General features: G+C 73.0%; 19 protein-coding genes and 1 pseudogene. 10 read left to right on the plus strand and 10 right to left on the minus strand.

From position 1 onward, the window contains the following. Positions 1-17: 17 nt before the first annotated feature. The gene (locus ACZ6EG_RS18445; RefSeq protein ID WP_391972407.1) at positions 18-1085 is read right to left on the minus strand and encodes an ATP-dependent DNA ligase; all 1068 of its coding nucleotides are present in this window, start codon (positions 1083-1085) and stop codon (positions 18-20) included. Between the two features lie 141 nt (positions 1086-1226). On the opposite strand from ACZ6EG_RS18445, the gene ligD reads away from it, so the two are divergent. Then, a complete protein-coding gene (ligD, locus tag ACZ6EG_RS18450) occupies positions 1227-2252 on the plus strand; it encodes a non-homologous end-joining DNA ligase (RefSeq protein WP_469605718.1) in 1026 nt (341 codons plus the stop codon). A gap of 1 nt (position 2253) precedes the next feature. Here ligD and ACZ6EG_RS18455 read toward each other — a convergent pair whose 3' ends face one another. After that, positions 2254-4443 (minus strand): OmpL47-type beta-barrel domain-containing protein, encoded by a 2190-nt coding sequence (locus tag ACZ6EG_RS18455; RefSeq protein ID WP_469605721.1) that lies wholly within the window; start codon positions 4441-4443, stop codon positions 2254-2256. 14 nt (positions 4444-4457) lie between these two features. Then, a complete protein-coding gene (locus tag ACZ6EG_RS18460) occupies positions 4458-6935 on the minus strand; it encodes a ThuA domain-containing protein (protein ID WP_391972406.1) in 2478 nt (825 codons plus the stop codon). A gap of 199 nt (positions 6936-7134) precedes the next feature. Between ACZ6EG_RS18460 and ACZ6EG_RS18465 the strand changes: the two genes are divergently transcribed. Both ACZ6EG_RS18465 and ACZ6EG_RS18470 read left to right on the plus strand, forming a co-directional pair. Further along, positions 7135-8187, plus strand: a complete 1053-nt coding sequence (locus tag ACZ6EG_RS18465; RefSeq protein ID WP_391972405.1) for a multicopper oxidase domain-containing protein — start codon at positions 7135-7137, stop codon at positions 8185-8187. Between the two features lie 74 nt (positions 8188-8261). After that, complete coding sequence (locus ACZ6EG_RS18470; protein WP_391972404.1) at positions 8262-9311, plus strand: LacI family DNA-binding transcriptional regulator; 1050 nt, start codon at positions 8262-8264, stop codon at positions 9309-9311. Between the two features lie 260 nt (positions 9312-9571). Here ACZ6EG_RS18470 and ACZ6EG_RS18475 read toward each other — a convergent pair whose 3' ends face one another. Further along, positions 9572-10360 (minus strand): VOC family protein, encoded by a 789-nt coding sequence (locus tag ACZ6EG_RS18475; protein ID WP_469605726.1) that lies wholly within the window; start codon positions 10358-10360, stop codon positions 9572-9574. 189 nt (positions 10361-10549) lie between these two features. Here ACZ6EG_RS18475 and ACZ6EG_RS18480 point away from each other — a divergent pair, with 189 nt between their 5' ends. Beyond that, positions 10550-10798, plus strand: a complete 249-nt coding sequence (locus ACZ6EG_RS18480; protein ID WP_356610831.1) for a WhiB family transcriptional regulator — start codon at positions 10550-10552, stop codon at positions 10796-10798. Between the two features lie 47 nt (positions 10799-10845). Here the strand turns inward: ACZ6EG_RS18480 and ACZ6EG_RS18485 are convergent, their stop codons facing one another. The 3 genes and pseudogenes from ACZ6EG_RS18485 to ACZ6EG_RS18495 form a co-directional block, all read right to left on the minus strand. Further along, positions 10846-11820 carry an acyl-ACP desaturase gene (locus tag ACZ6EG_RS18485; protein WP_391972402.1) on the minus strand — a complete coding sequence of 325 codons (975 nt, stop codon included), beginning with the start codon at positions 11818-11820 and terminating at the stop codon, positions 10846-10848. Positions 11821-12026: 206 nt separating this feature from the next. Further along, positions 12027-12245 (minus strand): annotated as a pseudogene (locus tag ACZ6EG_RS18490) (N(G),N(G)-dimethylarginine dimethylaminohydrolase); the annotation flags it as partial. Positions 12246-12445: 200 nt separating this feature from the next. Then, positions 12446-14062, minus strand: coding sequence for an ABC-F family ATP-binding cassette domain-containing protein (locus ACZ6EG_RS18495; protein WP_469605731.1), 1617 nt, complete (start codon positions 14060-14062; stop codon positions 12446-12448). A gap of 339 nt (positions 14063-14401) precedes the next feature. Here ACZ6EG_RS18495 and ACZ6EG_RS18500 point away from each other — a divergent pair, with 339 nt between their 5' ends. Further along, entirely contained in the window at positions 14402-15073 is a 672-nt protein-coding gene (locus tag ACZ6EG_RS18500; protein WP_469605734.1) for a GOLPH3/VPS74 family protein, read from the plus strand. A gap of 156 nt (positions 15074-15229) precedes the next feature. Here the strand turns inward: ACZ6EG_RS18500 and ssgD are convergent, their stop codons facing one another. Next, positions 15230-15646, minus strand: coding sequence for a spore wall synthesis regulator SsgD (gene ssgD, locus ACZ6EG_RS18505; protein WP_356610824.1), 417 nt, complete (start codon positions 15644-15646; stop codon positions 15230-15232). A 263-nt stretch (positions 15647-15909) separates the two neighbouring features. Here ssgD and ACZ6EG_RS18510 point away from each other — a divergent pair, with 263 nt between their 5' ends. The 3 genes from ACZ6EG_RS18510 to ACZ6EG_RS18520 all read left to right on the plus strand — a co-directional run bounded on the left by ACZ6EG_RS18510 (position 15910) and on the right by ACZ6EG_RS18520 (position 18395). Further along, positions 15910-17007 carry an oxidoreductase gene (locus ACZ6EG_RS18510; protein ID WP_469605737.1) on the plus strand — a complete coding sequence of 366 codons (1098 nt, stop codon included), beginning with the start codon at positions 15910-15912 and terminating at the stop codon, positions 17005-17007. A 72-nt stretch (positions 17008-17079) separates the two neighbouring features. Continuing rightward, complete coding sequence (locus ACZ6EG_RS18515) at positions 17080-17409, plus strand: plasmid stabilization protein (RefSeq protein WP_356610820.1); 330 nt, start codon at positions 17080-17082, stop codon at positions 17407-17409. A gap of 284 nt (positions 17410-17693) precedes the next feature. Further along, positions 17694-18395, plus strand: a complete 702-nt coding sequence (locus ACZ6EG_RS18520; RefSeq protein WP_361018293.1) for an endonuclease V — start codon at positions 17694-17696, stop codon at positions 18393-18395. Here the strand turns inward: ACZ6EG_RS18520 and ACZ6EG_RS18525 are convergent. Beyond that, positions 18383-18577, minus strand: coding sequence for a hypothetical protein (locus ACZ6EG_RS18525; protein WP_391972398.1), 195 nt, complete (start codon positions 18575-18577; stop codon positions 18383-18385). The genes ACZ6EG_RS18520 and ACZ6EG_RS18525 overlap by 13 nt on opposite strands. Before the next feature lie 214 nt (positions 18578-18791). Here ACZ6EG_RS18525 and mmpA point away from each other — a divergent pair, with 214 nt between their 5' ends. Then, complete coding sequence (gene mmpA / locus ACZ6EG_RS18530) at positions 18792-18941, plus strand: morphogenic membrane protein MmpA (RefSeq protein WP_356610817.1); 150 nt, start codon at positions 18792-18794, stop codon at positions 18939-18941. 34 nt (positions 18942-18975) lie between these two features. Here mmpA and ACZ6EG_RS18535 read toward each other — a convergent pair whose 3' ends face one another. Then, on the minus strand, positions 18976-20154 hold the full coding sequence (locus tag ACZ6EG_RS18535) for a saccharopine dehydrogenase family protein (protein WP_391972397.1): 1179 nt from the start codon (positions 20152-20154) through the stop codon (positions 18976-18978). Between the two features lie 205 nt (positions 20155-20359). On the opposite strand from ACZ6EG_RS18535, the gene ACZ6EG_RS18540 reads away from it, so the two are divergent. Beyond that, a complete protein-coding gene (locus ACZ6EG_RS18540; protein WP_469606190.1) occupies positions 20360-21541 on the plus strand; it encodes a CaiB/BaiF CoA transferase family protein in 1182 nt (393 codons plus the stop codon). Positions 21542-21544 lie beyond the last annotated feature (3 nt).

A 21544-nucleotide genomic window follows, 5' to 3' on the forward strand; every position in this document is an offset into this window, starting at 1 on the left:
CCCGGACCGGGAGCCGCTCACGGGCCGCCGAGGATCTCCGCGAGGTCGTAGCGGACCGGCTCCTCCAGCTGGGCGTAGGTGCAGCTGTGCGGCGTCCGGTCCGGGCGCCAGCGCCGGAAGCGGGCCGTGTGGCGAAAGCGCGCCCCGTTCTCCATGTGGTCGTACGCCACCTCGACGACCCGCTCCGGCCGCAGCGGCACCCACGAGAGGTCCTTCTTGCCCGACCAGCGGCTGGGAGCGCCGGGCAGCCGGGCCGACTCGTGCGCCGACTCCTCGGCCCAGGCGGCCCACGGGTGGCCCCGCACGTCGTCCATGCGCAGCGGCTCCAGCTCCTCCACCAGCTCGGCGCGCCGCTTCATGGTGAAGGCCGCGCTCACCCCCACGTGCTGGAGTGCGCCCCGGTCGTCGTAGAGGCCGAGCAGCAGCGAGCCGACCACGGGCCCGCTCTTGTGGAGGCGGTAGCCGGCGACGACCACGTCCGCCGTGCGCTCGTGCTTGATCTTGTACATGGCCCGCTCGTCCTGGCGGTAGCGCAGGTCGCGCGGCTTGGCGACGACCCCGTCGAGCCCCGCGCCCTCGTACTGCTCGAACCACTGCCGGGCCACCTCGATGTCGTCCGTCGCCGGCGCCACGTGCACGGGCGGCGTGACCCCGGACAGCGCCCGGACCAGCAGCGCCCGCCGGTCGGTGAGTCCCACGTCGAGCAGGGACGTGTCGTCCAGCGCCAGCAGGTCGAAGACCACCAGCGAGGCCGGCGTCCGCTCGGCGAGCGTCCGCACCCGGGAGTCGGCCGGGTGGATCCGCTCGGTGAGCGCGTCGAAGTCCAGGTGCCCCTCCCGCGCGATCACGATCTCCCCGTCCACCACGCACCGCTCCGGCAGGCGCTCCCGCACCGCCTCCACCAGCTCCGGGAAGTACCTGGTCAGCGGCTTGCCCGTGCGGCTGCCGAACTCGACCTCGGCACCGTCGCGGAACACGATCGACCGGAAGCCGTCCCACTTCGCCTCGTAGTGCATGTCCGGCGGGATCTTCGCCACGGACTTGGCGAGCATCGGCTTCACGGGCGGCATGACGGGCAGATCCATGGTCCGACTGTAGGAGCGGCCACAGGTCCCCGCCCGTCAGGACCGCGCGGTGCCGGGCGCCGGGGAGGCCTCGCGGCGCCGGGCCCGCACGGCCCGCCGCCTGATGTGCGAGGTCCCCGCGGTGCGCCTACCGTGGCTCGCATGGCGGAAGCGGTGGAACTGGAGGCGGGCGGACGGACCGTGCGGCTGTCCAGCCCGGGCAAAATCTTCTTCCCGGAGCACGGCTACACCAAGCTCGACGTGGCCCGGTACTACCAGGCCGTCGCCCCCGGGATCCTGCGCGCCCTGCGCGACCGGCCCACCACCCTCCAGCGCTACCCGGACGGCATCACCGGCGAGTGGTTCTACCAGAAGCGCGCCCCCAAGGGGATGCCCGACTGGATCCCGACCGCGCACATCACCTTTCCCAGCGGACGCAGCGCCGACGAGATGTGCCCCACCGAGGAGGCCGCGGCGCTCTGGGCCGCCCAGTACGGCACCCTCACCTTCCACCCCTGGCCGGTGCGCCGCGACGACGTCGACCACCCCGACGAACTGCGCATCGACCTCGACCCGCAGCCCGGCACCGACTACGACGACGCCGCCCGCGCCGCCCACGAACTGCGGGCGGTGCTGGAGGAGTTCGGCGGTCTCCAGGGCTGGCCCAAGACCTCCGGCGGGCGCGGCCTGCACGTGTTCGTGCCGATCGAGCCGCGCTGGACCTTCACCCAGGTGCGGCGCGCCGCGATCGCCGTCGGGCGCGAGATGGAACGGCGGATGCCGGACCGGGTGACCATCAAGTGGTGGAAGGAGGAGCGCGGCGAGCGGATCTTCATCGACTACAACCAGACCGCCCGGGACCGCACCATCGCCTCCGCCTACTCCGTGCGCCCCCGCCCGAACGCCCCGGTCTCCGCACCGCTGACCTGGGACGAGGTGGGCGTCGCGCATCCGCAGGACTTCGACATCACGACCATGCCCGCGCGCTTCGCCGAACTCGGCGACGTGCACGCGGGCATGGACGATCAGGCGTTCTCCCTCGACGCCCTGCTGGAGCTGGCGACGAAGGACGAGCACGACCACGGGCTCGGTGATCTGCCGTACCCGCCCGAGTATCCGAAGATGCCGGGGGAACCCAGCCGGGTACAGCCGAGCCGGGCGAGGAAGCCGCGGCCGCAGGGGACGTGAGCTACAGCTCCTTGATCCTCACGTCCCGGTAGGAGACCACGTCGGTCGTGCCGTGGACCTGGAGTCCGATGTAGCCGGAGGAGAACCGCCGCCCGTCCGTGCCCGGGTCGTCCGAGCGCGGCGGGGTGAAGTCCTGGCCGCCGGTGTTGTCGAACTCGTTGATCAGCACGCCGTTGCGGAAGACGGAGTAGTGCTGGTCGACCACGCGGATCTCGTAGTCGTTCCAGGTGCCCTTCTCCGTCACCCCCGCCCCGGCGAGCCCGACCCGGTCGAAGCCGTAGACCGAGCCGGTCTTGTACATGTCGCCGGTCGGGCTGTCGAACTCCTGGATCTCGTGCCCGTACTTGATGGCGACCCACTCCGGCCGGGACTCCTCCGGGTGGCCGTGGACCTGCGGGAAGCGCACGAACACACCGGAGTTGGCGTTCCCGGTGCCCGGGGCGTCGTCACGCCACTGGAGCTTCAGCGAGAAGTCGCCGTACTTGCGCTCCGGGAACCACAGCATGCCCATGCCCGGCGTGGTGGTGCCGGACGTGATCGACCCGTCCCCGTTGGGCGCGAACGAACCACCCCCGACCTGCTCCCACTTGGCCAGCGACCCCTCGGTGCCGTCCATGATCGTGCGGTAGCCCTCGGTCTGGCCGGGCGTGCCGATCTTCGACTGCCGGGCGGCCTGGTTGATCGCCCGGTACTCCCGGCGGTCGACGACACCCTCGTCCAGGAGCGCGTCCGTGACCTCCCGCACGTGCTTGAGGAACAGCGCCTGGGACGACCACTCCTTCTCGTCCTCGATCATCTCGTTGATCCGGCACCGGTTGTTCGTGACCCGGTTCGGCACGCCCGTGTCGACCGTGCCGACGATCACCGTCTGCCGCTCGTCGTACTCCGGGCAGGGCGGCGCCGGTACTCCGCCGGAGACGACCGTGAAGCTCACGGTCACCGGCGCGGAGGTGTTGCCGGCCTTGTCACTGGCCCGGTAGGCGACGGTGTGCCGGCCCACGCGGTCGACGATGACGGGGGCGCCGTAGGCGAGGTAGGGCCCGGCGTCGAGCGAGTACTCCACACCGGCCACGCCGGAACCGCCCTCGTCCGTGGCGTTGACGGTCACCTTCGCGCTGCCGACGTAGGCGCCGTCGGAGTTCCTGGTGCCGTCCACGGTCGCGCCGGTCACCGGCGGGACGGTGTCCTGCGGGGGCGCGGCGACGACGGTGAACGCGACGCTCTTCTCGGCCGCGGCGTTGCCCGCCTTGTCGGTGGCGCGGTAGCGCACGGTGTGCTCGCCGACCGCGTGCACCATGACGGGCGCGGTGTACGCCTGCCAGGCGCCGTCCCCGACGGCGTACTCGATGGTGTTGACGCCCGAGCCCGTGTCGGAGGCGGTGACGGTCACCGTCGCCATGTCGATGTACGCACCGTCCGGGTTCTTCTCACCGCTGACCGTCGCCGAGGTCTCCGGCGCGGTCGTGTCGTCGGTGTCCGGGGCGGCCACGGTGAACGCGACGCTCTTCTCGGCCGCGGCGTTGCCCGCCTTGTCGAAGGCCCGGTAGCGCACCGTGTGCTCGCCGACCTGGTCGACGACGACCGGCGTGGTGTACGGCTGCCAGGCGCCGTCCGCGCCGATGGCGTACTCGATCCGCTCGACGCCGGAGCCGCCCTCGTCGGTGGCGCCGACGGTCACGGTCGCGGAACCGACGTAGGCGCCGTCGGCGTTCTGCGTGCCGGCGACCTCGGCCGAGGTCGCCGGTGCGGTGGTGTCGTCGCCACCGCCGCCCTCGGTCACCACGAGGACGCCCTGCATCTGGCCGTGGCCGGGGATCGTGCAGTGGTACATGTACCGGCCGGGCGTGAGGGTGACCTCGGCGGTGTGCTTGCCGCCCTGGTCGTCGCCCGGGTTGGCCAGGATGTTCAGCTGGACGTCCTGGTTGTACTCCGGGTCGCTGGTCATGAACGTCAGCGTGTGCGGCATGCCGGTGGTGTTGCCGGTCGCCTCGCTGTTCTCGAAGACGATCGTGGCCGGACCGGCCACCGCCGTCTCGGGCGCCGACGTGTACTTCGTGATGTCGTCGCCGGCGGTCCAGGTGAGCACCTGGTCCGCGGCGGCCGCCGCGGCCTGCGCCCGGGGCTGCCCGGACGCGGACGTCACCTGCAGACCGAGCATCATCAGCAGACCGGCCAACAGGGCGGCCCACATTCGTCGTTGGCGTATCACTCGGACCCCCTCGCCAGCTGTCCGGCGGCCGGCGTCGGCCCGCCGCCCTTGTAGGTGACCCGCCACAGGGCCGACTTGGAGTCCGAGGTGAAGAAGCCGCGGCCGTAGTCGAGGACGTACAGCGCGCCGTCCGGGCCGAACTTCCAGCCCATCAGGTTCTTGATGCCGTCGTTGCCGATCGGCACGATCCTCTTCAGCGACTCCGAGTGCACCGGCAGACCGCCGTCGCCCTGTGTCTTCGGGTCCATCAGCACCGCGTTGCGCGGCTGGTCGGAGTCGTAGAAGTCCCCGACGAACCACTTGCCGTCCCAGTACGCGGGCCACTTGGTCTCACTGGTGCTGTCCGCGTCGAAGCGGTAGAGCGGGCCGTTCATCGCGGCCTGGCCGCCGCCCTTGAGCCAGGGCAGCCGGTAGGTGGCCTCGTCCTGCTTGTACGACGGGATGCCGTTCTCGTCGCGCGGGAAGTCGGGGCCGCCGCCCTGCGGCGAGTACCAGATGTTGTTGCCGGTCACCGGCGGCAGGTTGACCAGGCCGTCGTTGTTCGGCGACTCGTTCTTCGGGGCGTCGCAGTCGTACCAGCCCAGCGGCTTGGTCGGGTCCGGCAGGTTCCGGTCCCGGTACGGCTGCTTGTTGCCCATGCAGTACGGCCAGCCGCGGTTGCTCGCCTTGGTGATGGTGGCGAACGTGTCGTACTTCGCCGGACCCCACGTCGTCGAGGGGGCGCCGGCGTCCGGGCCGACCCAGCCCGCGTACAGGGTGTCGGTGGCCTTGTCGACGGAGATGCGCGCCGGGTTGCGCACACCCATCACGTAGATCTCCCCACGCGTCTTGCCACCGCCCTCGGCGGTCTCCTTCCCGGTGAACAGGTTGCCCTCGGGCAGCGTGTAGGTGCCGTCCGGCTCCGGGTGGATGCGCAGGATCTTGCCGTTGAGGTTGTTGGTGTTGCCGGCGGTGCGGCGCGCGTCGGCGAAGGAGACGCCCTTGAAGTTGGGCTGCGGGTTGTTGCCCGAGTAACCGTCGCTGAAGCCACTGGAGTTGTTGTCACCGGTCGCGATGTACAGGTTGCCCTTGGAGTCCCAGGCCATCCCGCCGCCCGCGTGGCAGCAGCTGTGGATCTGCACCGGCCACTTCAGCAGCACCTTCTCGCTGCCCAGGTCCAGCTTGTTCGTCGCCCGGTCCAGCGTGAAGCGGGAGACCCGTCGCTCCGCCATGTGGGTGTCGCGGTTGATCCGGGAGTGCGGCGTGTAGTGCAGGTACACCCAGCCGTTCTCCGTGAACCGCGGGTCCAGCTCGATGCCGAGCAGGCCCTCCTCGACCTTGACCAGCTCGTCGCCGCCGCCCTTGTTGCCGAAGACGGTCAGCGCGCCCGCGAGGGTGACCTTCTTGGTCTTCGGGTCCCAGACGTGGACCTCGCCCGTGCCCTTGCCGATGTCGGGGTTGTTCCAGTCGGTGATCACGGGCTTGGAGGAGTCGGCGCCGCCGCGTCCGATGTAGAAGACGCGGCCGTCGGGCGCGGTGACCAGGCCGTGCGGTTCGCCGATCTGGTCGTTCTGGCCGGGCTGGTTGGCCTGGGTGAGCCGCTCGGCCTGGTAGTTGCCGGTGATGGTGGCCTTGCAGTCGGCCTGCGCCAGCCGCGTCGTCCACATCAGGGCGCCGCGCAGGTGGGCGCGGAAGTCGGTCTCGTCGTAGGACGACACCGTGCCGCCCATGCCGGTGTAGAAGGACCGGCCGCCGTCGTAGTCCCGGCACCAGCTGACCGGGTGGTCCCAGCCGTTGGCGCCGGCACCCGGCTGGTACGTCGACTCGCGCACCCGGGCGACGGTGTGGACGTCGCCGGACGGGTTCTTCGCCCAGTTCAGCCAGGTGTCGGGCCGCTTCCACTGCGTCGGCAGGTCCTTGGTGGCCGGGTGGCGCCGGTCACCGACCTCGACGGTGGCCCGCTGGACCGTCTTCGGGCTCGAGGCGGCCGGCCGGGCGCCGACCAGACCGGTGAACCAGTCCGAGTACGGCTCCGCGCGGGCCGCGTCGTGGACGCCGACGAACCCGCCGCCGGCCTCCATGTACGCCTCCAGCCCCGCTTCCTGAGCCGGATCGAGCACGTCACCGCCGCCGGTCAGGAACACGACCGCGTTGAAGCGGCCGAGCCTCTTCTCGTTGGTGAAGACGGAGGCGTTGTCGGTCGCCTCGACCGTGAAGCGCTCCTTCTCCGGGCCGGTCAGCCCGATCCGCTCGATGGCGGCGATCCCGGCGTTGACGACCGGGGACTCGTCCCCGGCCGCGGCGGACCCGTAGAAGATCAGCACCCGTACGTTCGCGCCGCCCGGCGGCGACTTGATCGACATCGTTGTCAGGGATGGATCCGGCGCCGGACGTGCGCTTGCTGTGGGGCCAGACAGCAGTCCCGCGGCGACGAAACCGGCGGTCGCGAACGCCGCCCAGCCTCTTCTCCTTGCGCTCAACCCTCTCAAGGGCATGGGCACCTCCTCGGTCACGGCAGCAGCGCCAAGGAAGCTAGACCTCTTTGCGCGGTTCGCCAATAGGTATGACCGGGATGGAACCAACTTTGTCCTGAGTGTGGATAAACGCCGTCGCAGCCGGTACCGTCCCACAGGTTCATCACAGCCAATCACGGCTGCGTCTGCGCAAACACCGGGTCAGCGTGGGGAGTTCGGCATGGACAGGCGAGGCTTCAACCGACGGGTACTGCTGGGCGGCGCAGCCGTCGCGACATCGTTGTCCATCGCTCCCGAGACCGCGGGCGCGGCCGGCGCGGCGCAGGCCGTCACCGCCGGGACGGCACCGGCCGGGGGCGAGGTGAAGCACATCAAGATGTACGCCGAGACGCTGCCCGACGGTCAGATGGGCTACGGCCTCGAGAAGGGCAAGGCGTCCATCCCCGGCCCGCTGATCGAGCTGAACGAGGGCGACACGCTGCACATCGAGTTCACGAACACGATGGACGTACGGGCGAGTCTGCACGTCCACGGCCTGGACTACGAGATCTCCAGCGACGGCACCGCCGCGAACAAGAGCGACGTCGAGCCCGGCGGCACCCGCACCTACACCTGGCGCACCCACAAGCCGGGCCGCCGCGCGGACGGCACCTGGCGGGCGGGCAGCGCGGGGTACTGGCACTACCACGACCACGTCGTCGGCACCGAACACGGCACCGGAGGCATCCGCAAGGGCCTGTACGGGCCGGTGATCGTGCGCCGCAAGGGCGACGTGCTGCCGGACGCGACACACACCATCGTCTTCAACGACATGCTGATCAACAACCAGAAGCCGCACACGGGCCCCAACTTCGAGGCCACCGTGGGCGACCGCGTCGAGATCGTCATGATCACGCACGGCGAGTACTACCACACCTTCCACATGCACGGTCACCGCTGGGCCGACAACCGCACCGGCATGCTCACCGGTCCCGACGACCCGAGCCAGGTCATCGACAACAAGATCACCGGCCCGGCGGACTCCTTCGGCTTCCAGATCATCGCGGGGGAGGGGGTCGGCGCCGGGGCGTGGATGTACCACTGCCACGTGCAGAGCCACTCCGACATGGGCATGGTGGGGCTGTTCCTGGTGAAGAAGACGGACGGCACGATCCCCGGCTACGACCCGCACGAGCACCCGCACGGGCAGCCGGAGGGCGCCGCGAGCGGAGCGAAGAGTGCCCCGGAGGGGGCCGAGGGGGCCTCCCCGGACGCGCACGCCCACCACCACTGAGGGGCGTCGAGAGCGCTCTCTCCCTCGCGGGGCTGCCGCTATCCTGGCGGCAGCCGCCCGACGAGGAGCCCGAAGTGAGCCAGACAGCGCCGCGTCCCACCCTGGAGGCCGTGGCCGAGCACGCCGGGGTCTCGCGGGCCACCGTGTCCCGGGTGGTCAACGGGGCGCAGGGGGTGCGGGACGCGCTGGCCGAGCGGGTCCGGCGCGCGGTGGAGGAACTGGGCTACGTGCCCAACCAGGCCGCCCGCAGCCTGGTCACCAGGCGGCACGACGCCGTGGCCGTGGTGGCCGCCGAACCGGAGGCCAGGGTCTTCGACGACCCCTACTTCGCCCAGCAACTGCGCGGCATCAGCAAGGAACTGACGGCGCACGACAACCAGCTCGTGCTGCTGCTCACGGAGGGCCGCGAGGACCACGCCCGGGTCGGGCGCTATCTGGCCGGCGGACACGTCGACGGGGCCCTCGTCTTCTCCCTGCACCTCGACGACCCGCTGCCCGGCCTGGTCCGCAGCGCCGGCCTGCCGACCGTGTTCGGCGGCAGGCCCGGCTGGGACGACGGCCGGGACGGCGCGGTGTACGTGGACAGCGACAACCGCGGCGGCGCCCGTGCCGCCGTCCGCCACCTGGCCGGCCTCGGCCGCGACCGCATCGCGCACATCACCGGCCCGCTCGACCAGACCTCCGCGGCCGACCGGCTCGCCGGCTTCCGTGACCTCCGGGCGGACGCCGGCCCGGAGCTGGTCGCGCGCGGGGACTTCACCGCGGGTGGCGGGGAGCGCGCGATGCGGGAGCTGCTCGACCGGTGCCCCGACCTGGACGCCGTGTTCGCGGCCAACGACCTCACCGCGGCGGGCGCCCTGCGGGTGCTGCGGGAGAGCGGCCGGCGGGTGCCGGACGACGTGGCCGTGGTCGGCTTCGACGACATGCTGCCCGTCGCCGAGCAGACCGACCCGCCGCTGACGACGGTCCGTCAGGACATCGAGGGGATGGGGCGGCTGATGGCCCGCCTGCTGCTGCGCGGCCTGGACCCTGACGCCGTGGCCGGGGAGGGCGGGGCGACCGTGGCGGACACGTCGTCGGGGGTCGTGCTGCCGACCACGCTGATCCGCCGCGCGACCGCGTGAGGCGGTGACCGGGGCCGGAGGACCGCCCCGGGCGACCACCGCCGCACCGGGGACACCCGTCCGGCCGGCCCCCGCGGCTACGGACGCGCCGGCCGGCTCGCCCGCGCGACCGACGCACCCGCCCCTGGCCAAGCCGCCGCCGTCCCGCTCGGCCGACCCGGCGAGGCGGGGTTCCGGTCGGCCCGGCGGGGCCCGGACCCGGCCGGCCCGGCGCTTCCGTCCGTGCTCGTAGGGTGGGCGACAGGTCGCCGCGGAGCGGCCTAAGCCTTGCCCGGCGACGGTCTGAGCACCGCGAAGCGCGCGCCGTACGGGTCGGCGAGCCGGGCGAGGCGCCCGACGCCCTCGACGTCCGTGGCCGGCATCCGCACCGTGCCGCCCAGCCGCCCGGCCCGGGCCACCGCGGCGTCCGCGTCGTCCACCGCGAAGTACGGCAGCCAGTGGGCGTCCGTCTCCACGGGGTCGCCGGCGAGCGGAACCACGCCGCCGAACATGCTCTCCTCGCCCTCCCCGGCCGGGTTCACGCAGGTGTACGCGCCCGCGCCGGGGAAGCGGACGGCGGAGGTCTCCAGCCCCAGCACCGCGCGGTAGTACGCGGCGGCGGCGGCGACGTCCGCCGTGTACAGCTCGACCCAGCACAGCGCGCCGCTCTCGCCGGCCACGCCGAGGCCGCCCAGTCGCCCCGGCTGCCAGAGGCCGAACCGCGCTCCGCCCCGGTCGGTGAGGATCGCCGCAGTGCCCTGGTCCCGTACGTCCGTCGGGCGCACGAGCACACCGCCGCGGGCCCGTTCCGAGGCGTCGGCGGCTGCCGCCGCGTCATGGCTCTGGAAGTACACCGTCCAGGACGACGGGCCCTGCTCCGGCGCCGGCCGCGTGCCGCCGGCCACGATCCGGCCGTCCAGCTCGAAGAGGCCGTACTCCCCGGCTCCGGGGCCCGCCGACCGGAGCCGCCAGCCGAAGAGGCCGCCGTAGAAGGAAGCGGCGCCGTCCAGGTCGGAGGTGGCGACATCGATCCAGTTCGGGGCGCCGGTGACGTATCGGGTGGTGAGCATCATCGCCCTCCTCGGAAGGGACCCGCTGCCTGCTCTGCCGAGTCTCGCACCGGCCACCGACGGCCGCTCCCGCGCGCCGCCGTGCGCCCGCGTCCGTGGCGGGGGACCATCGGGTCGGCCGCAGGCCCGTCCCCGCGGCGTTGATCGCGTGTTGATCGTACGTTTTTCGCCGTCCGGCACGCTCTGAGCATGCACATCGAGACGATCGCGACGCCCGACGACCTCGCCTGGCAGCAGGAGGCGTTGTGCGCACAGACCGGGGGCGACTTCTTCTTCCCCGAGCCCGGCAGTTCCGTCCGCGACGCCAAGCGGATCTGCGCCCTCTGCCCGATCCGCTCGGCCTGCCTGGAGTACGCGCTCGACAACGACGAACGCTTCGGCGTCTGGGGCGGGCTGTCGGAGAAGGAACGGCTGGCGCTGCGCCGCACCACGTACTGAGCCCCGCCCGCCGCGCCGTCACGGCGGGACGGGCGGGGCCGGGTCGGTCAGCCCGCCGCCCGGGTCGCCATCCGCGCCTTGCGCGCCGCGAGCTTCTCGTCGAACTTGGAGGCCTCCGCGTCCAGCCCGCCCATGTACAGCCCCAGCTCCTCCTGCGCCTGCTGCCCCTCGGGGCCCAGGCCGTCGATCTCCATGATCTTCAGGAAGCGCAGCACCGGCTGGATGACGTCGTCGTGGTGGATGCGCAGGTTGTAGACCTCGCCGATCGCCATCTGCGCGGCGGCCCGCTCGAAGCCGGGCATGCCGTGACCGGGCATCCGGAAGTTCACGACCACGTCCCGCACCGCCTGCATCGTCAGGTCGGGCGCCAGCTCGAAGGCGGCCTTGAGCAGGTTCCGGTAGAAGACCATGTGCAGGTTCTCGTCGGTCGCGATGCGGGCCAGCATGCGGTCGCAGACCGGGTCGCCGGACTGGTGGCCCGTGTTGCGGTGCGAGATGCGGGTGGCCAACTCCTGGAAGGCGACGTAGGCCACCGAGTGCAGCATGGAGTGCCGGTTGTCCGACTCGAAGCCCTCGCTCATGTGGGCCATCCGGAACTGCTCCAGCTGGTCCGGGTCCACGGCGCGCGAGGCGAGCAGGTAGTCGCGCATCACGATGCCGTGGCGGCCCTCCTCGGCGGTCCAGCGGTGCACCCAGGTCCCCCAGGCGCCGTCGCGGCCGAAGAGGCTCGCGATCTCGTGGTGGTAGCTGGGCAGGTTGTCCTCGGTCAGCAGGTTGACCACGAGGGCGATCCGACCGATGTCGGTGACCTTGGACTGGTCCTTCGCCCAGGCCTCGCCGTCCTCGAAGACCCCGGGGAAGTTCCGGCCGTCGGACCAGGGCACGTACTCGTGCGGCATCCAGTCCTTGGCGACCTTCAGGTGCCGGTTCAGTTCGGTCTCGACCACTTCTTCCAACGCGTACAGCAGCCGGGCGTCGGTCCATTCGGCGGAACTGCCGAGGTGCGGGGAGACGATCGTCACAGAGAACTCCAGGGGACGTGCGACTAAGCGGAATGCGTCCGGCGAGCGGTGCCGGGAACTTACGGGATCGTAGGCTACGAAACCGTAGGTTACGAGACCGTAGGTTAAATGCACTGTAAAGGCCGCTGATCAGCACCGTCCACCGGGGTGCGGCGCGCCGCCGAGACACGCAGGTCCCAGGGCCGAACGGGTGACGTGCGCGGGGCTCAGCCGTACAGCTCCCGGAGCCGAACCGAGAGGCACGTCACACAACCCCGCAGCTGCTCGGACAGTCGCCGGTCGCCCCCGGGCGGCACCACGTGCGCGCCGGACTCCTCCGCCACCCGCAGGAGCCGGGGGAGTGGCGACGGGACGTCCGTCATCGGGAGGTACCCGAGGACCGTCCCGTCCGGCAGCGCGGTGACCGCGGACCTCAGGTGCGGCACCCCAGTCCGTCGGTCAGCCGAGGGCCGGGTCGGCGGACGAGGGCCTTCTTGCTGGGCCCACGGGGCCTTTCGTGTCGGTGCCGGCGGTCCGGCGCCCGTGGTGCGGCGCCGGTGGCCATCATGCAGCCGGGGCGCGGCGGAGGGAACCCCCGTCGTCCCCGGGGCGCTCCGCCGTGCCGGGCCCGCGGGCGCCGCCCGGATCACCCGGCGGCTTCCGGCTCGATGTCCTTCAGTTCGCCCCCTTCCATGAGCAGCCGGCGGGTGATGCCGATCGAGTCCAGGAACGGCAGGTCGTGGCTGGCCACGAGCAGCGCCCCTTCGTACGACTCCAGCGCGGTGGTGAGCTGCCGGACGCTCGCCAGGTCGAGGTTGTTCGTCGGCTCGTCCAGTACCAGCAGCTGCGGAGCGGGCTCGGCCAGCATCAGCGCCGCCAGCGTCGCCCGGAAGAGTTCCCCGCCCGACAGCGTCGCCGCCCGCTGGTCGGCGCGGGCGCCCCGGAACAGGAAGCGGGCCAGCAGCGCCCGGATCCGGTTGTCGGTGGCGCCCGGCGCGAACCGGGCCACGTTCTCGGCGACGCTGAGCTCGCCGTCGAGGACGTCCAGGCGCTGCGGCAGCAACCGCAGCGGGACGTGGACCGTCGCCTCGCCGGACACCGGCTCCAGCTCCCCGGCGATCGTGCGCAGCAGCGTCGTCTTGCCCGCGCCGTTGCGCCCGGTCAGCGCGATCCGCTCGGGGCCGTGCAGGTCGAGGCCGCCCTTCACCCTTCTGCCGTGCGCGAGTTCCAGCTCCCGCAGGGTGAGCACCGACCGGCCCGCCGGCACGGCCGTGTACGGCAGGTCGACGCGGATCTCGTCGTCGTCCCGCACCGCCCGTTCCGCTTCGCCGAGCCGCTCCCTGGCCTCGGTGAGCTTCTCCTCGTGCATGACGCGGTACTTGCCGGCGGACTCCTGCGCGGAGCGCTTGCGCAGCCGCATCACGGCGCGGGGCTCGCGCTTGGTGTCGTACATCTTCTGGCCGTACCGCTTGCGCCGGGCCAGGGTCACGTGGGCGTCGGTCAGCTCGCGCTTCTGCCTGCGCAGGTCCGACTCGGCGACCCGCACCATCCGCTCGGCCGCCTCCTGCTCCACCGCCAGCGCCTCCTCGTACGCCGAGAAGCGGCCGCCGTACCAGGTGATCGCGCCGGAGCGCAGGTCGGCGATCTGGTCGACGCGTTCCAGCAGCTCCCGGTCGTGACTGACCACGACCATCGGGCCCGGCCAGCTCTCGACGGCCGCGTACAGCCGTCCGCGCGCGTACCGATCGAGGTTGTTGGTGGGCTCGTCCAGCAGCAGGACGTCGGGCCGGCGCAGCAGCAGCGCGGCCAGCCGCAGCAGCACCGACTCCCCGCCCGAGACCTCGCCGACGGTGCGGTCCAGCCCCACGTGGCCGAGGCCGAGTTCGCCGAGCGTGGCGAGGGCCCGCTCCTCGACGTCCCAGTCGTCGCCGACGGTCTCGAAGTGCTCCTCGGCCACGTCACCGGCCTCGATGGCGTGCAGCGCGGTCCGCCGCGCGGCGATGCCGAGCGCCTCGTCGACCCGCGACGCGGTGTCCAGCGTGACGTTCTGCGGGAGATGACCGACCTCGCCGGAGACGTGGACGGTGCCGTCGGCCGGGGCGAGCCGTCCGGCGAGGAGCTTCAACAGGGTCGACTTGCCGGACCCGTTGACTCCGACGAGCCCGGTCCTGCCGGGGCCGAACGCGGCGTCGAGTCCTTCGAAGACGGGGGTGCCGTCCGGCCAGGCGAAGGAGAGGGAGGTACAGGTGAGGGAAGCAGACATGCGGGGTCTCCGTGGTTGCTCGATGCGGTCAGGGGCACACGCGTATCGAGACACCGGAGGCGGCGACCGCCGTGGGGCGCGGAAAGGAGGGTCCCGGGAGCACCGGGCAGGAGAAGGCCCTGTTCCGCAAGGACGGCTCGAACGCCGAGGTCGCACGCGGCGTACACACCCGTGACGGGTGTGGCGCGATGTCTCGACCCTCAGACGAGCAACGTCCTTCTCCGATCGGCGGCAACAGAAGCGTTGTACAACGTAGGAGGGGCAGGGTGGGCTGTCAACGCCTTTACGGACCGGTCCCCGGTCCGGTCCCGCCCCGTTCCACGACTCCGAGGAGGTCCCGTGCCCAACGGCTCGCTCTCACTGCCGGCCCGGCTCTGCCTGCTGGCCTGGGACCCCGCGCGGCCCGGGGCCGGTGACACCGCCCGGGTGCACCATCTGGTGCGGGCCGGCGCGCTCACCGAGCTGGCCCAGCGCGGTCTGCTCGTCGACGACGAGGGCATCGCCACCCCCGTCGACCTGGACTCACGCACCGCGGACACGGTCCTCGACGGGGTGCTGGACCTCGTCCGCGCGTCGATGCCGCACCGGTGGCGCACCTGGGTGAGGCTGCACGCCCATGTCACCTTCGACGCCGTCCGGGAGCAGTTGGTGGCCGACGGGTATCTGCGCGCCCGCAAGAAGCGCGTCCTGGGCGTCTTCCCGTCGGTGGAGCACGTGCTCGCGCGGACCGCCGCCGCGCAGGTCCTGCGCGAGGAGACGCGGTACGCCATCGAGGGCCCGGTACCGGCCGGGGAGGTGTCCGAGCGGGACGCGGCCGTGGCCGCGCTGGCGGCCGCCGCGGAACTGCGCACCCTCGGACCCGTCGTGAGGGGCGCGCGTCGCGAACGCAGGATCGCGGAGCTGACCGGACGCAGCGGGGCGGCGGCACCCGGGCTGCGGAAGATCGTCGGCGAGGTGTGGGGCGCCGTGAGCGCCGAGACGGCACGAACCGTGGCGTCGACGGGCGGCTGAACGGGCACGTCCCTCGTCAGCCGGGGCCGGGAGGGGTCGGCCCCGGCACCGCCTCCTCCCTCAGCCGGGCTCGTCGGGACCCCGGCCCCCGGGGCCGACGGCCGCGGCGGGTTCCGGAGTTCAGGGGTTCCGCGGCTCGGCTTCGGGGCCGTGCGGTCAGCAGGTGCCGCGCATCAACTCCGCCAGGTCGCGGTCCAGATCCAGCTGGAGGTGCTCCAGCCCCACCGGCACCAGCTCACCGGTGGCCTGCAGGAACCGGCGCAGCTCGCCCGAACGGACGTGGATCACGGCCGTGCCCTCGGGCGCGTGGAACTCCATGACGGTGCGGTCGTACCCGTACGGCCGCACCCGCACGTCGCCGTGACCGTCCGGCTCCCGCATCCCGGAGATGAGCAGTTCGCGGGAGAAGGTCCAGCAGACCTCCACGCCTTCCAGGGTGGCCGGGGCGGGGAAGGTCATGCGGACGGCGAACGGGTCGCCGCGGTCGTAGTGCAGGGTGGCGGGAATGCTCGGCATACGCGGCGCGGCGGCGACGAGACGCGCCTCGACGGGGTGCTCGATGACGGTGGACAACGCCTTGCTCCCTCGTGACGGCTGGACGGGCTCGGGGGGTGTACGGGCCGGGCACTGGAAGAGACGACGGAATCAACCAATCCGTGCACACGAGAAGCTAGTGACCTCTGTCACCGCGTTCATGCACGGGAGTGACACGGCTCTCCTCGGGTGCCGGGCCCGGCACTTGCGCCACTCGCGCGCACAGCCGCCCGCTGTCCGGGCCCTCTGGACGGCACCGGGGCGGTGGGCTAGCTTCGCCCGCCATGAGGCGCTTGGACAGCATGCGACGCACGGCACGGTCCGTCCGAACCGGCGGCGGAGGGGGCCGGGCGGTGGTCGCGGCAGCGGTGTGCGCGGCGGCCCTGGCCGCCCTGACGGCCGCCCCCGCACAGGCGCAGCACCGGCCGCCGCACTGGGAGGTGAAGGCGACCGGCGTGTCCGACGCCAGGTTCCGGGGGCTCGCGGCCGTCAGCCGGCACACCGCCTGGGTGGCCGGCAGCCGGGGCACGGTCCTGCGCACCACCGACGGCGGCGACACCTGGCGGAACGTCTCGCCACCGGGCGCCGGCGAGCTGGAGTTCCGGGATGTCGAGGCGTTCGACGCCCGCCGCGCCGTGGTCCTGGCCATCGGCGAGGGCGAGGCGTCCCGCGTCTACCGCACCGACGACGGCGGAGCGACCTGGACCGAGTCCTTCCGCAACACCGACACACGGGCCTTCTACGACTGCCTCACCTTCTTCGACCACCGCCACGGCCTCGCCATGAGCGATCCGGTGGACGGCAGGTTCCGCATCCTGGCCACCGGCGACGGCGGCCGCTCCTGGAAGGTGCTGCCGAGCCGCGGCATGCCCGCCGCGCAGCAGGGCGAGGCCGGCTTCGCGGCCAGTGGCCAGTGCCTGGTGGCGTCCGGACCGAAGGACGTGTGGCTGGCCACCGGCGGCGCCGCACGCGCGCGGGTGCTGCACTCCGCCGACCGCGGGCTCACCTGGACGGCCGCCGACGTCCCGGTCCCGGCGGGCGACCCGGCCCGGGGCGTCTTCGCCCTCGCCTTCCGCGACCGCCTCCACGGCCTCGCGGTAGGCGGCGACCACCGCCCCGACCAGAGCTCCCCGCGCGCCGCCGCCCGGACCACCGACGGGGGTCGCGCCTGGCGGCCCGCGGGCGGCCCGCCGCCGGCCTACCGGTCCGGCGTCGCCTGGCTCCCGCACAGTCGCACCGCCGCCCTCGCGGTCGGTCCCACCGGTACGGACCTCACCACGGACGGCGGCACCACCTGGCGGACGCTCGACACGGGGTCGTACGACACCGTGGACTGCACGCCCGACCTGGGCTGTTGGGCGGCCGGCGAGCGGGGGCGGGTCGCCCGGCTGGAGCTGTGACGCCGCGCGCGGCGTGGTGCTCGTCCGTAACGTGGGTACCCGTTCGCTGAATGCGAGAGGAAGTGAGCGGACATGCCACGCGGGTCGAGCCCCAAGCGGGAGCGCCAGTACGAGCACATCAAGGACAGCGCCGAGAGCCGTGGCGAGAGCACCGGTCGCGCCAAGGAGATCGCGGCCCGGACGGTGAACAAGGAGCGCGCCCAGTCCGGCGAGTCGAAGACCGCCAGCCGTACGTCCACCCAGGACAAGTCGCCGAGCAAGCGCGGCGGCCAGCGGTCGGGCAACCGGCAGGGCCCCCAGGGGCCCACCTACGACCAGCTCTACCAGGAGGCCAAGCGCCGCGGCGTCAGCGGCCGTTCGAGCATGAACAAGGGCGAACTGCAGCGCGCGCTGGGCAAGTGAGCCGCACGGCCCTCAGGCGGAGGTTTCCCGGCACCGTGCCGGCTCCGGCGCGATGTCCGTGGCGACGGACCCGGTGGCGCGCTCCACACGCTCCCACCGGCCCTGACGCAGGAGCCACCCGCGGGACTCCCTCGATCCGTGCACGGTCCCCCCGCGACGGCGATGACCACCCCGCCGTCGCGGGGCTCCTCGCGTCCGGAGGCCGGGACACCCCGCGGTGCGGGACCGCTCGCGCAGGAACAAGATCGCGAGCCCGCTCCGGGCTCCCGTAGGCTGCGGCCATCATGACGACCGTGACCGCGCGGATCCCCGATGACTGGCCCGCGACCGAGGAGCGGGCCCGCGCCGTCCAGGACGGACTGCGGGCCCGCGTGGTGCTGCACGAGCCGGGCCCGCCGCCCGGCACCGGCATGGTGACCGGCGTGGACGTCGCCTACGACGACGAGCGGGACGTCGTCGCGGCGGCCGCCGTCGTCCTCGACGCCGCGACCCTCGACGTCGTCGCCGAGGCCACGGCCGTCGGGCGGATCTCCTTCCCCTACGTGCCCGGCCTGCTGGCGTTCCGCGAGATCCCGACGGTCCTGGCCGCCCTCGACGCGCTGCCCCGCCCACCGGGCCTGATCGTCTGCGACGGTTACGGCCTGGCCCACCCGCGCCGCTTCGGCCTCGCCAGTCACCTCGGCGTCCTCACCGGGCTGCCCACGATCGGCGTCGCCAAGAACCCGTTCACCTTCACGTACGACGATCCCGGCCCCGCGCGCGGGAGTACCGCCCCGCTGCTCGCCGGCGCCGAGGAGGTCGGGCGTGCCGTCCGCACGCGCGAGGGCGTCAAGCCGGTCTTCGTCTCCGTCGGCCACCGCGTGAGCCTCGACAACGCCTGCGCGCACACCCTGGCGCTGGCTCCGGCCTACCGGTTGCCGGAGACCACCCGCCGAGCCGACGCCCTGTGCCGCGAGGCCCTGCGGTCGGCCGCCTACCCGGCCTGACCCTCGATGCTCCAGCGGCCCACCTCCCGGTAGGCGGAGTCGTAGATGGCCGAACCGTCGCCGGCCTCCAGGGCGTAGTGCTTCAGGTTGCCGCCCCAGTACCGCAGGATGCGCTGCAACTCGCCCGTGGGGTCCTCGGCGAGCGCGCCCTCGTCCATGGTGACTTCTAGAAGGAACTTCATACCTTCAAGAATTTCATTGAACTCCTGCTTGGGACTTGGCCGCGCCCGGACACCGGCTGTCATGAGCCGGCACGGTGAGAGTCCCAAATGGGGGTGCGGCCCCCGCGTGCTGTCGTGCCGCCCGCGCCGGGCCCGGGCACCCGTACGGACCACCCAGGCCGGCTGAGTACCCGTACGGATGTGCCCGCCCCCCGAGGGGCGACAGGCTGGGCCCATGACGACACACCGCGCACCCCGGCAGTCCGCCCACCGACCCGGCCGGCCGGTCGAGCGGGCGGTGGTCGCCGGCCTGGTGCTCGCCATGGCGGCCGGGGTCGCGTGGATCGGCGGGATGATCTACACGATCGCCGGATGGTCGGGTTAGGGTCCGGTCCGTCGCACCGGACCTGAACCGTCCGTCAGCGGGTCGCGGCCACCCGGAAGCCGATGCCCGCCGCCCGCAGACGCCCGGTCAGGGCGTCCCCCATCGCCACGGCCGTGGTGACCTGCCCGGCCACCGGCGGCAGTTCGTCGAGGGCGAGCGAGAGCGCCGCCTCGGCGAACATCTTCGCCGTCTCGTCGTACCCCGGGTCTCCGCCCGTGACCTCGGTGAACACCTTCCGGCCACCGCCCTCGCCGACGAAACGGACCGAGAACCGGCTCCGCGCCCGCTTCTCGGCGCTGGGCCCGTCGCCCGGCTTGAGCCGGTCGGACAGCCAGTGCCGCGCCCGCGGTACCTGGGCCGCCACCGCCAGCGCGCCCACCGCCGCCGCTCCGCCGACGGCGACGGGCAGGTGCCGGACAGCCGCGTAGTGGCGGTAGCGGAAGTCGGGGCCGTAGCGGTCCAGGGCCTTCGCGGACCGCCGTACGATCTGCGCGTCGATGGTCGGCAGCGGCAGCGCCCAGGCGCCGACCTCCCCGGCGAACCGCGGCGCGCCCGTCGGTGTCACCGCACGGCGGCCCACCAGCCGCGGCTCGTGCCGCCGGCGTTCCCGCGCGGCGGCCCGCAGCTGCCGGCCGCGCGCCAACTGCCCCAGCGCGGAGGCGAAGGTACCGCCCGAGAAGGCGGCGTCGACGCTGACGAAGCCGTCCACGGTGAGCGGCACGCCCTCCGGCAGCTGCCGCACGGTGAAGTGCACGCCGAGGTCGTGCGGTACCGAGTCGAAGCCGCAGGCATGCACCAGCCGCGCGCCGGTCTCCCGCGCGCGTGCGTCGTGGCGCACGTACGTCAGGTCCACGAACTCGGGCTCACCGGTGAGGTCGAGATAGTCCGTGCCGGTCTCCGCGCAGGCGGCGACCAGCTCGTCGCCGTACCGGACGTAGGGACCCACCGTCGTGGCCACCACGCGCGCCCGTCCGGCCAGTTCGCGCAGCGAGGCGGGGTCGCTCACGTCGGCGCGCAGGACGCCGACCTCCGACGCGCCCGGCAGCCGCTCCCGCAGCCGCCGCAGCTTCTCCTCGCTGCGCCCGGCGATCGCCCAGCGCAGCCCGTCGGGCGCGTGCGCGGCGAGGTACTCCGCGGTGAGTCCACCGACGAAACCCGTCGCCCCGAAGAGCACGACGTCGTACGGCCGGTCGGCCTTGTTCAGCCTGCTCATGACATCCCTTCGTCACCCTTCGGCGACCCCTGGACCCGCAGCACGCGCCGTCGCCGGTGGCCGAGGCTAGCGTGAGGACTGCCGACCCGGAGAGGGGCCCGGCCATAATTGGCTAAGCGCTTGCTCGTCCGGGTCTTGTGTCCGATGGAACACGTTCCTAGCATCACTGGTGTTACAGCAACTGTGTCACATGACTGGGGGCTCCATGTCGGGAGCGAGGACGCCGGGGCGAGAGCCGGGACCGGAACCCGGTGCGGGCCCGCTCGGCGGGGTGCGCGTGGTCGAGCTGGCCGGTATCGGCCCCGGCCCCTTCGCCGCCATGCTCCTGGCCGACCTGGGGGCCGACGTGGTCCGCGTCGACCGGCCGGGCGGCGCCGGCCTCGGGATCGACCCCGCCCGCGACGTCACCAACCGCAACAAGCGTTCGGTGATCGTCGACCTCAAGGCGCCGGACGGCCCGGCCAGGGTCCTGGACCTCGCCGAACGCGCCGACGTGCTGATCGAGGGCTACCGCCCCGGCGTCGCCGAACGGCTCGGCGTCGGACCGGACGACTGCCACGCCCGCAACCCGCGCCTGGTCTACGGCCGCATGACCGGCTGGGGCCAGCACGGCCCGCTCGCCGACCGCGCCGGACACGACATCGGGTACATCGCGCTCACCGGGGCCCTCGGCATGATCGGCGCCCCGGACGAGCCCCCGGCCGTCCCGGCCAACCTGGTGGGCGACTACGCGGGCGGCTCCCTCTACCTGGTCGTCGGGATCCTCGCCGCCCTGCACCACGCCCGTGCGAGCGGCGCCGGACAGGTCGTCGACGCCGCCATCGTCGACGGTACGGCCCACCTCTCCTCGATGATCCACGGCATGCTCGCCGCCGGCGCCTGGCAGGACCGCAGGGGCGCCAACCTCCTCGACGGCGGCTGCCCCTTCTACGGCACCTACGCCACCGCCGACGGCCGCCACATGGCGGTCGGCGCCCTGGAACCCCGGTTCTACGCGCAGTTCATGGAGCTGCTCGGCATCCCCGACCGGGCACCCGCCCGCGACGACCCGGCCCGCTGGGCCGAGCTGCGCGACGCCATCGCCGCCCGGTTCGCGACCCGTACCCGGGACGAGTGGACGGCCGTCTTCGCGGACTCCGACGCCTGCGTGGCGCCCGTCCTGTCGCTCCGCGAGGCCCCGCACCACCCGCACCTGGCCGCCCGCGGCACCTTCACCGACCACGGCGGCATCACCCAGCCCGCCCCCGCGCCCCGCTTCTCCGCGACCCCCACCGCCGTCCGCACCGGCCCCGCCCTGCCGGGCGCCGACGCCGAGGCCGTGGCCCGCGACTGGGACCTGCCCCGACGCCCGGACACCGTCCCGAACCTCGCACCCAACCCTCTGTGAAAG

The sequence above is a fragment of the Streptomyces sp. NPDC041968 genome (assembly GCF_055589025.1).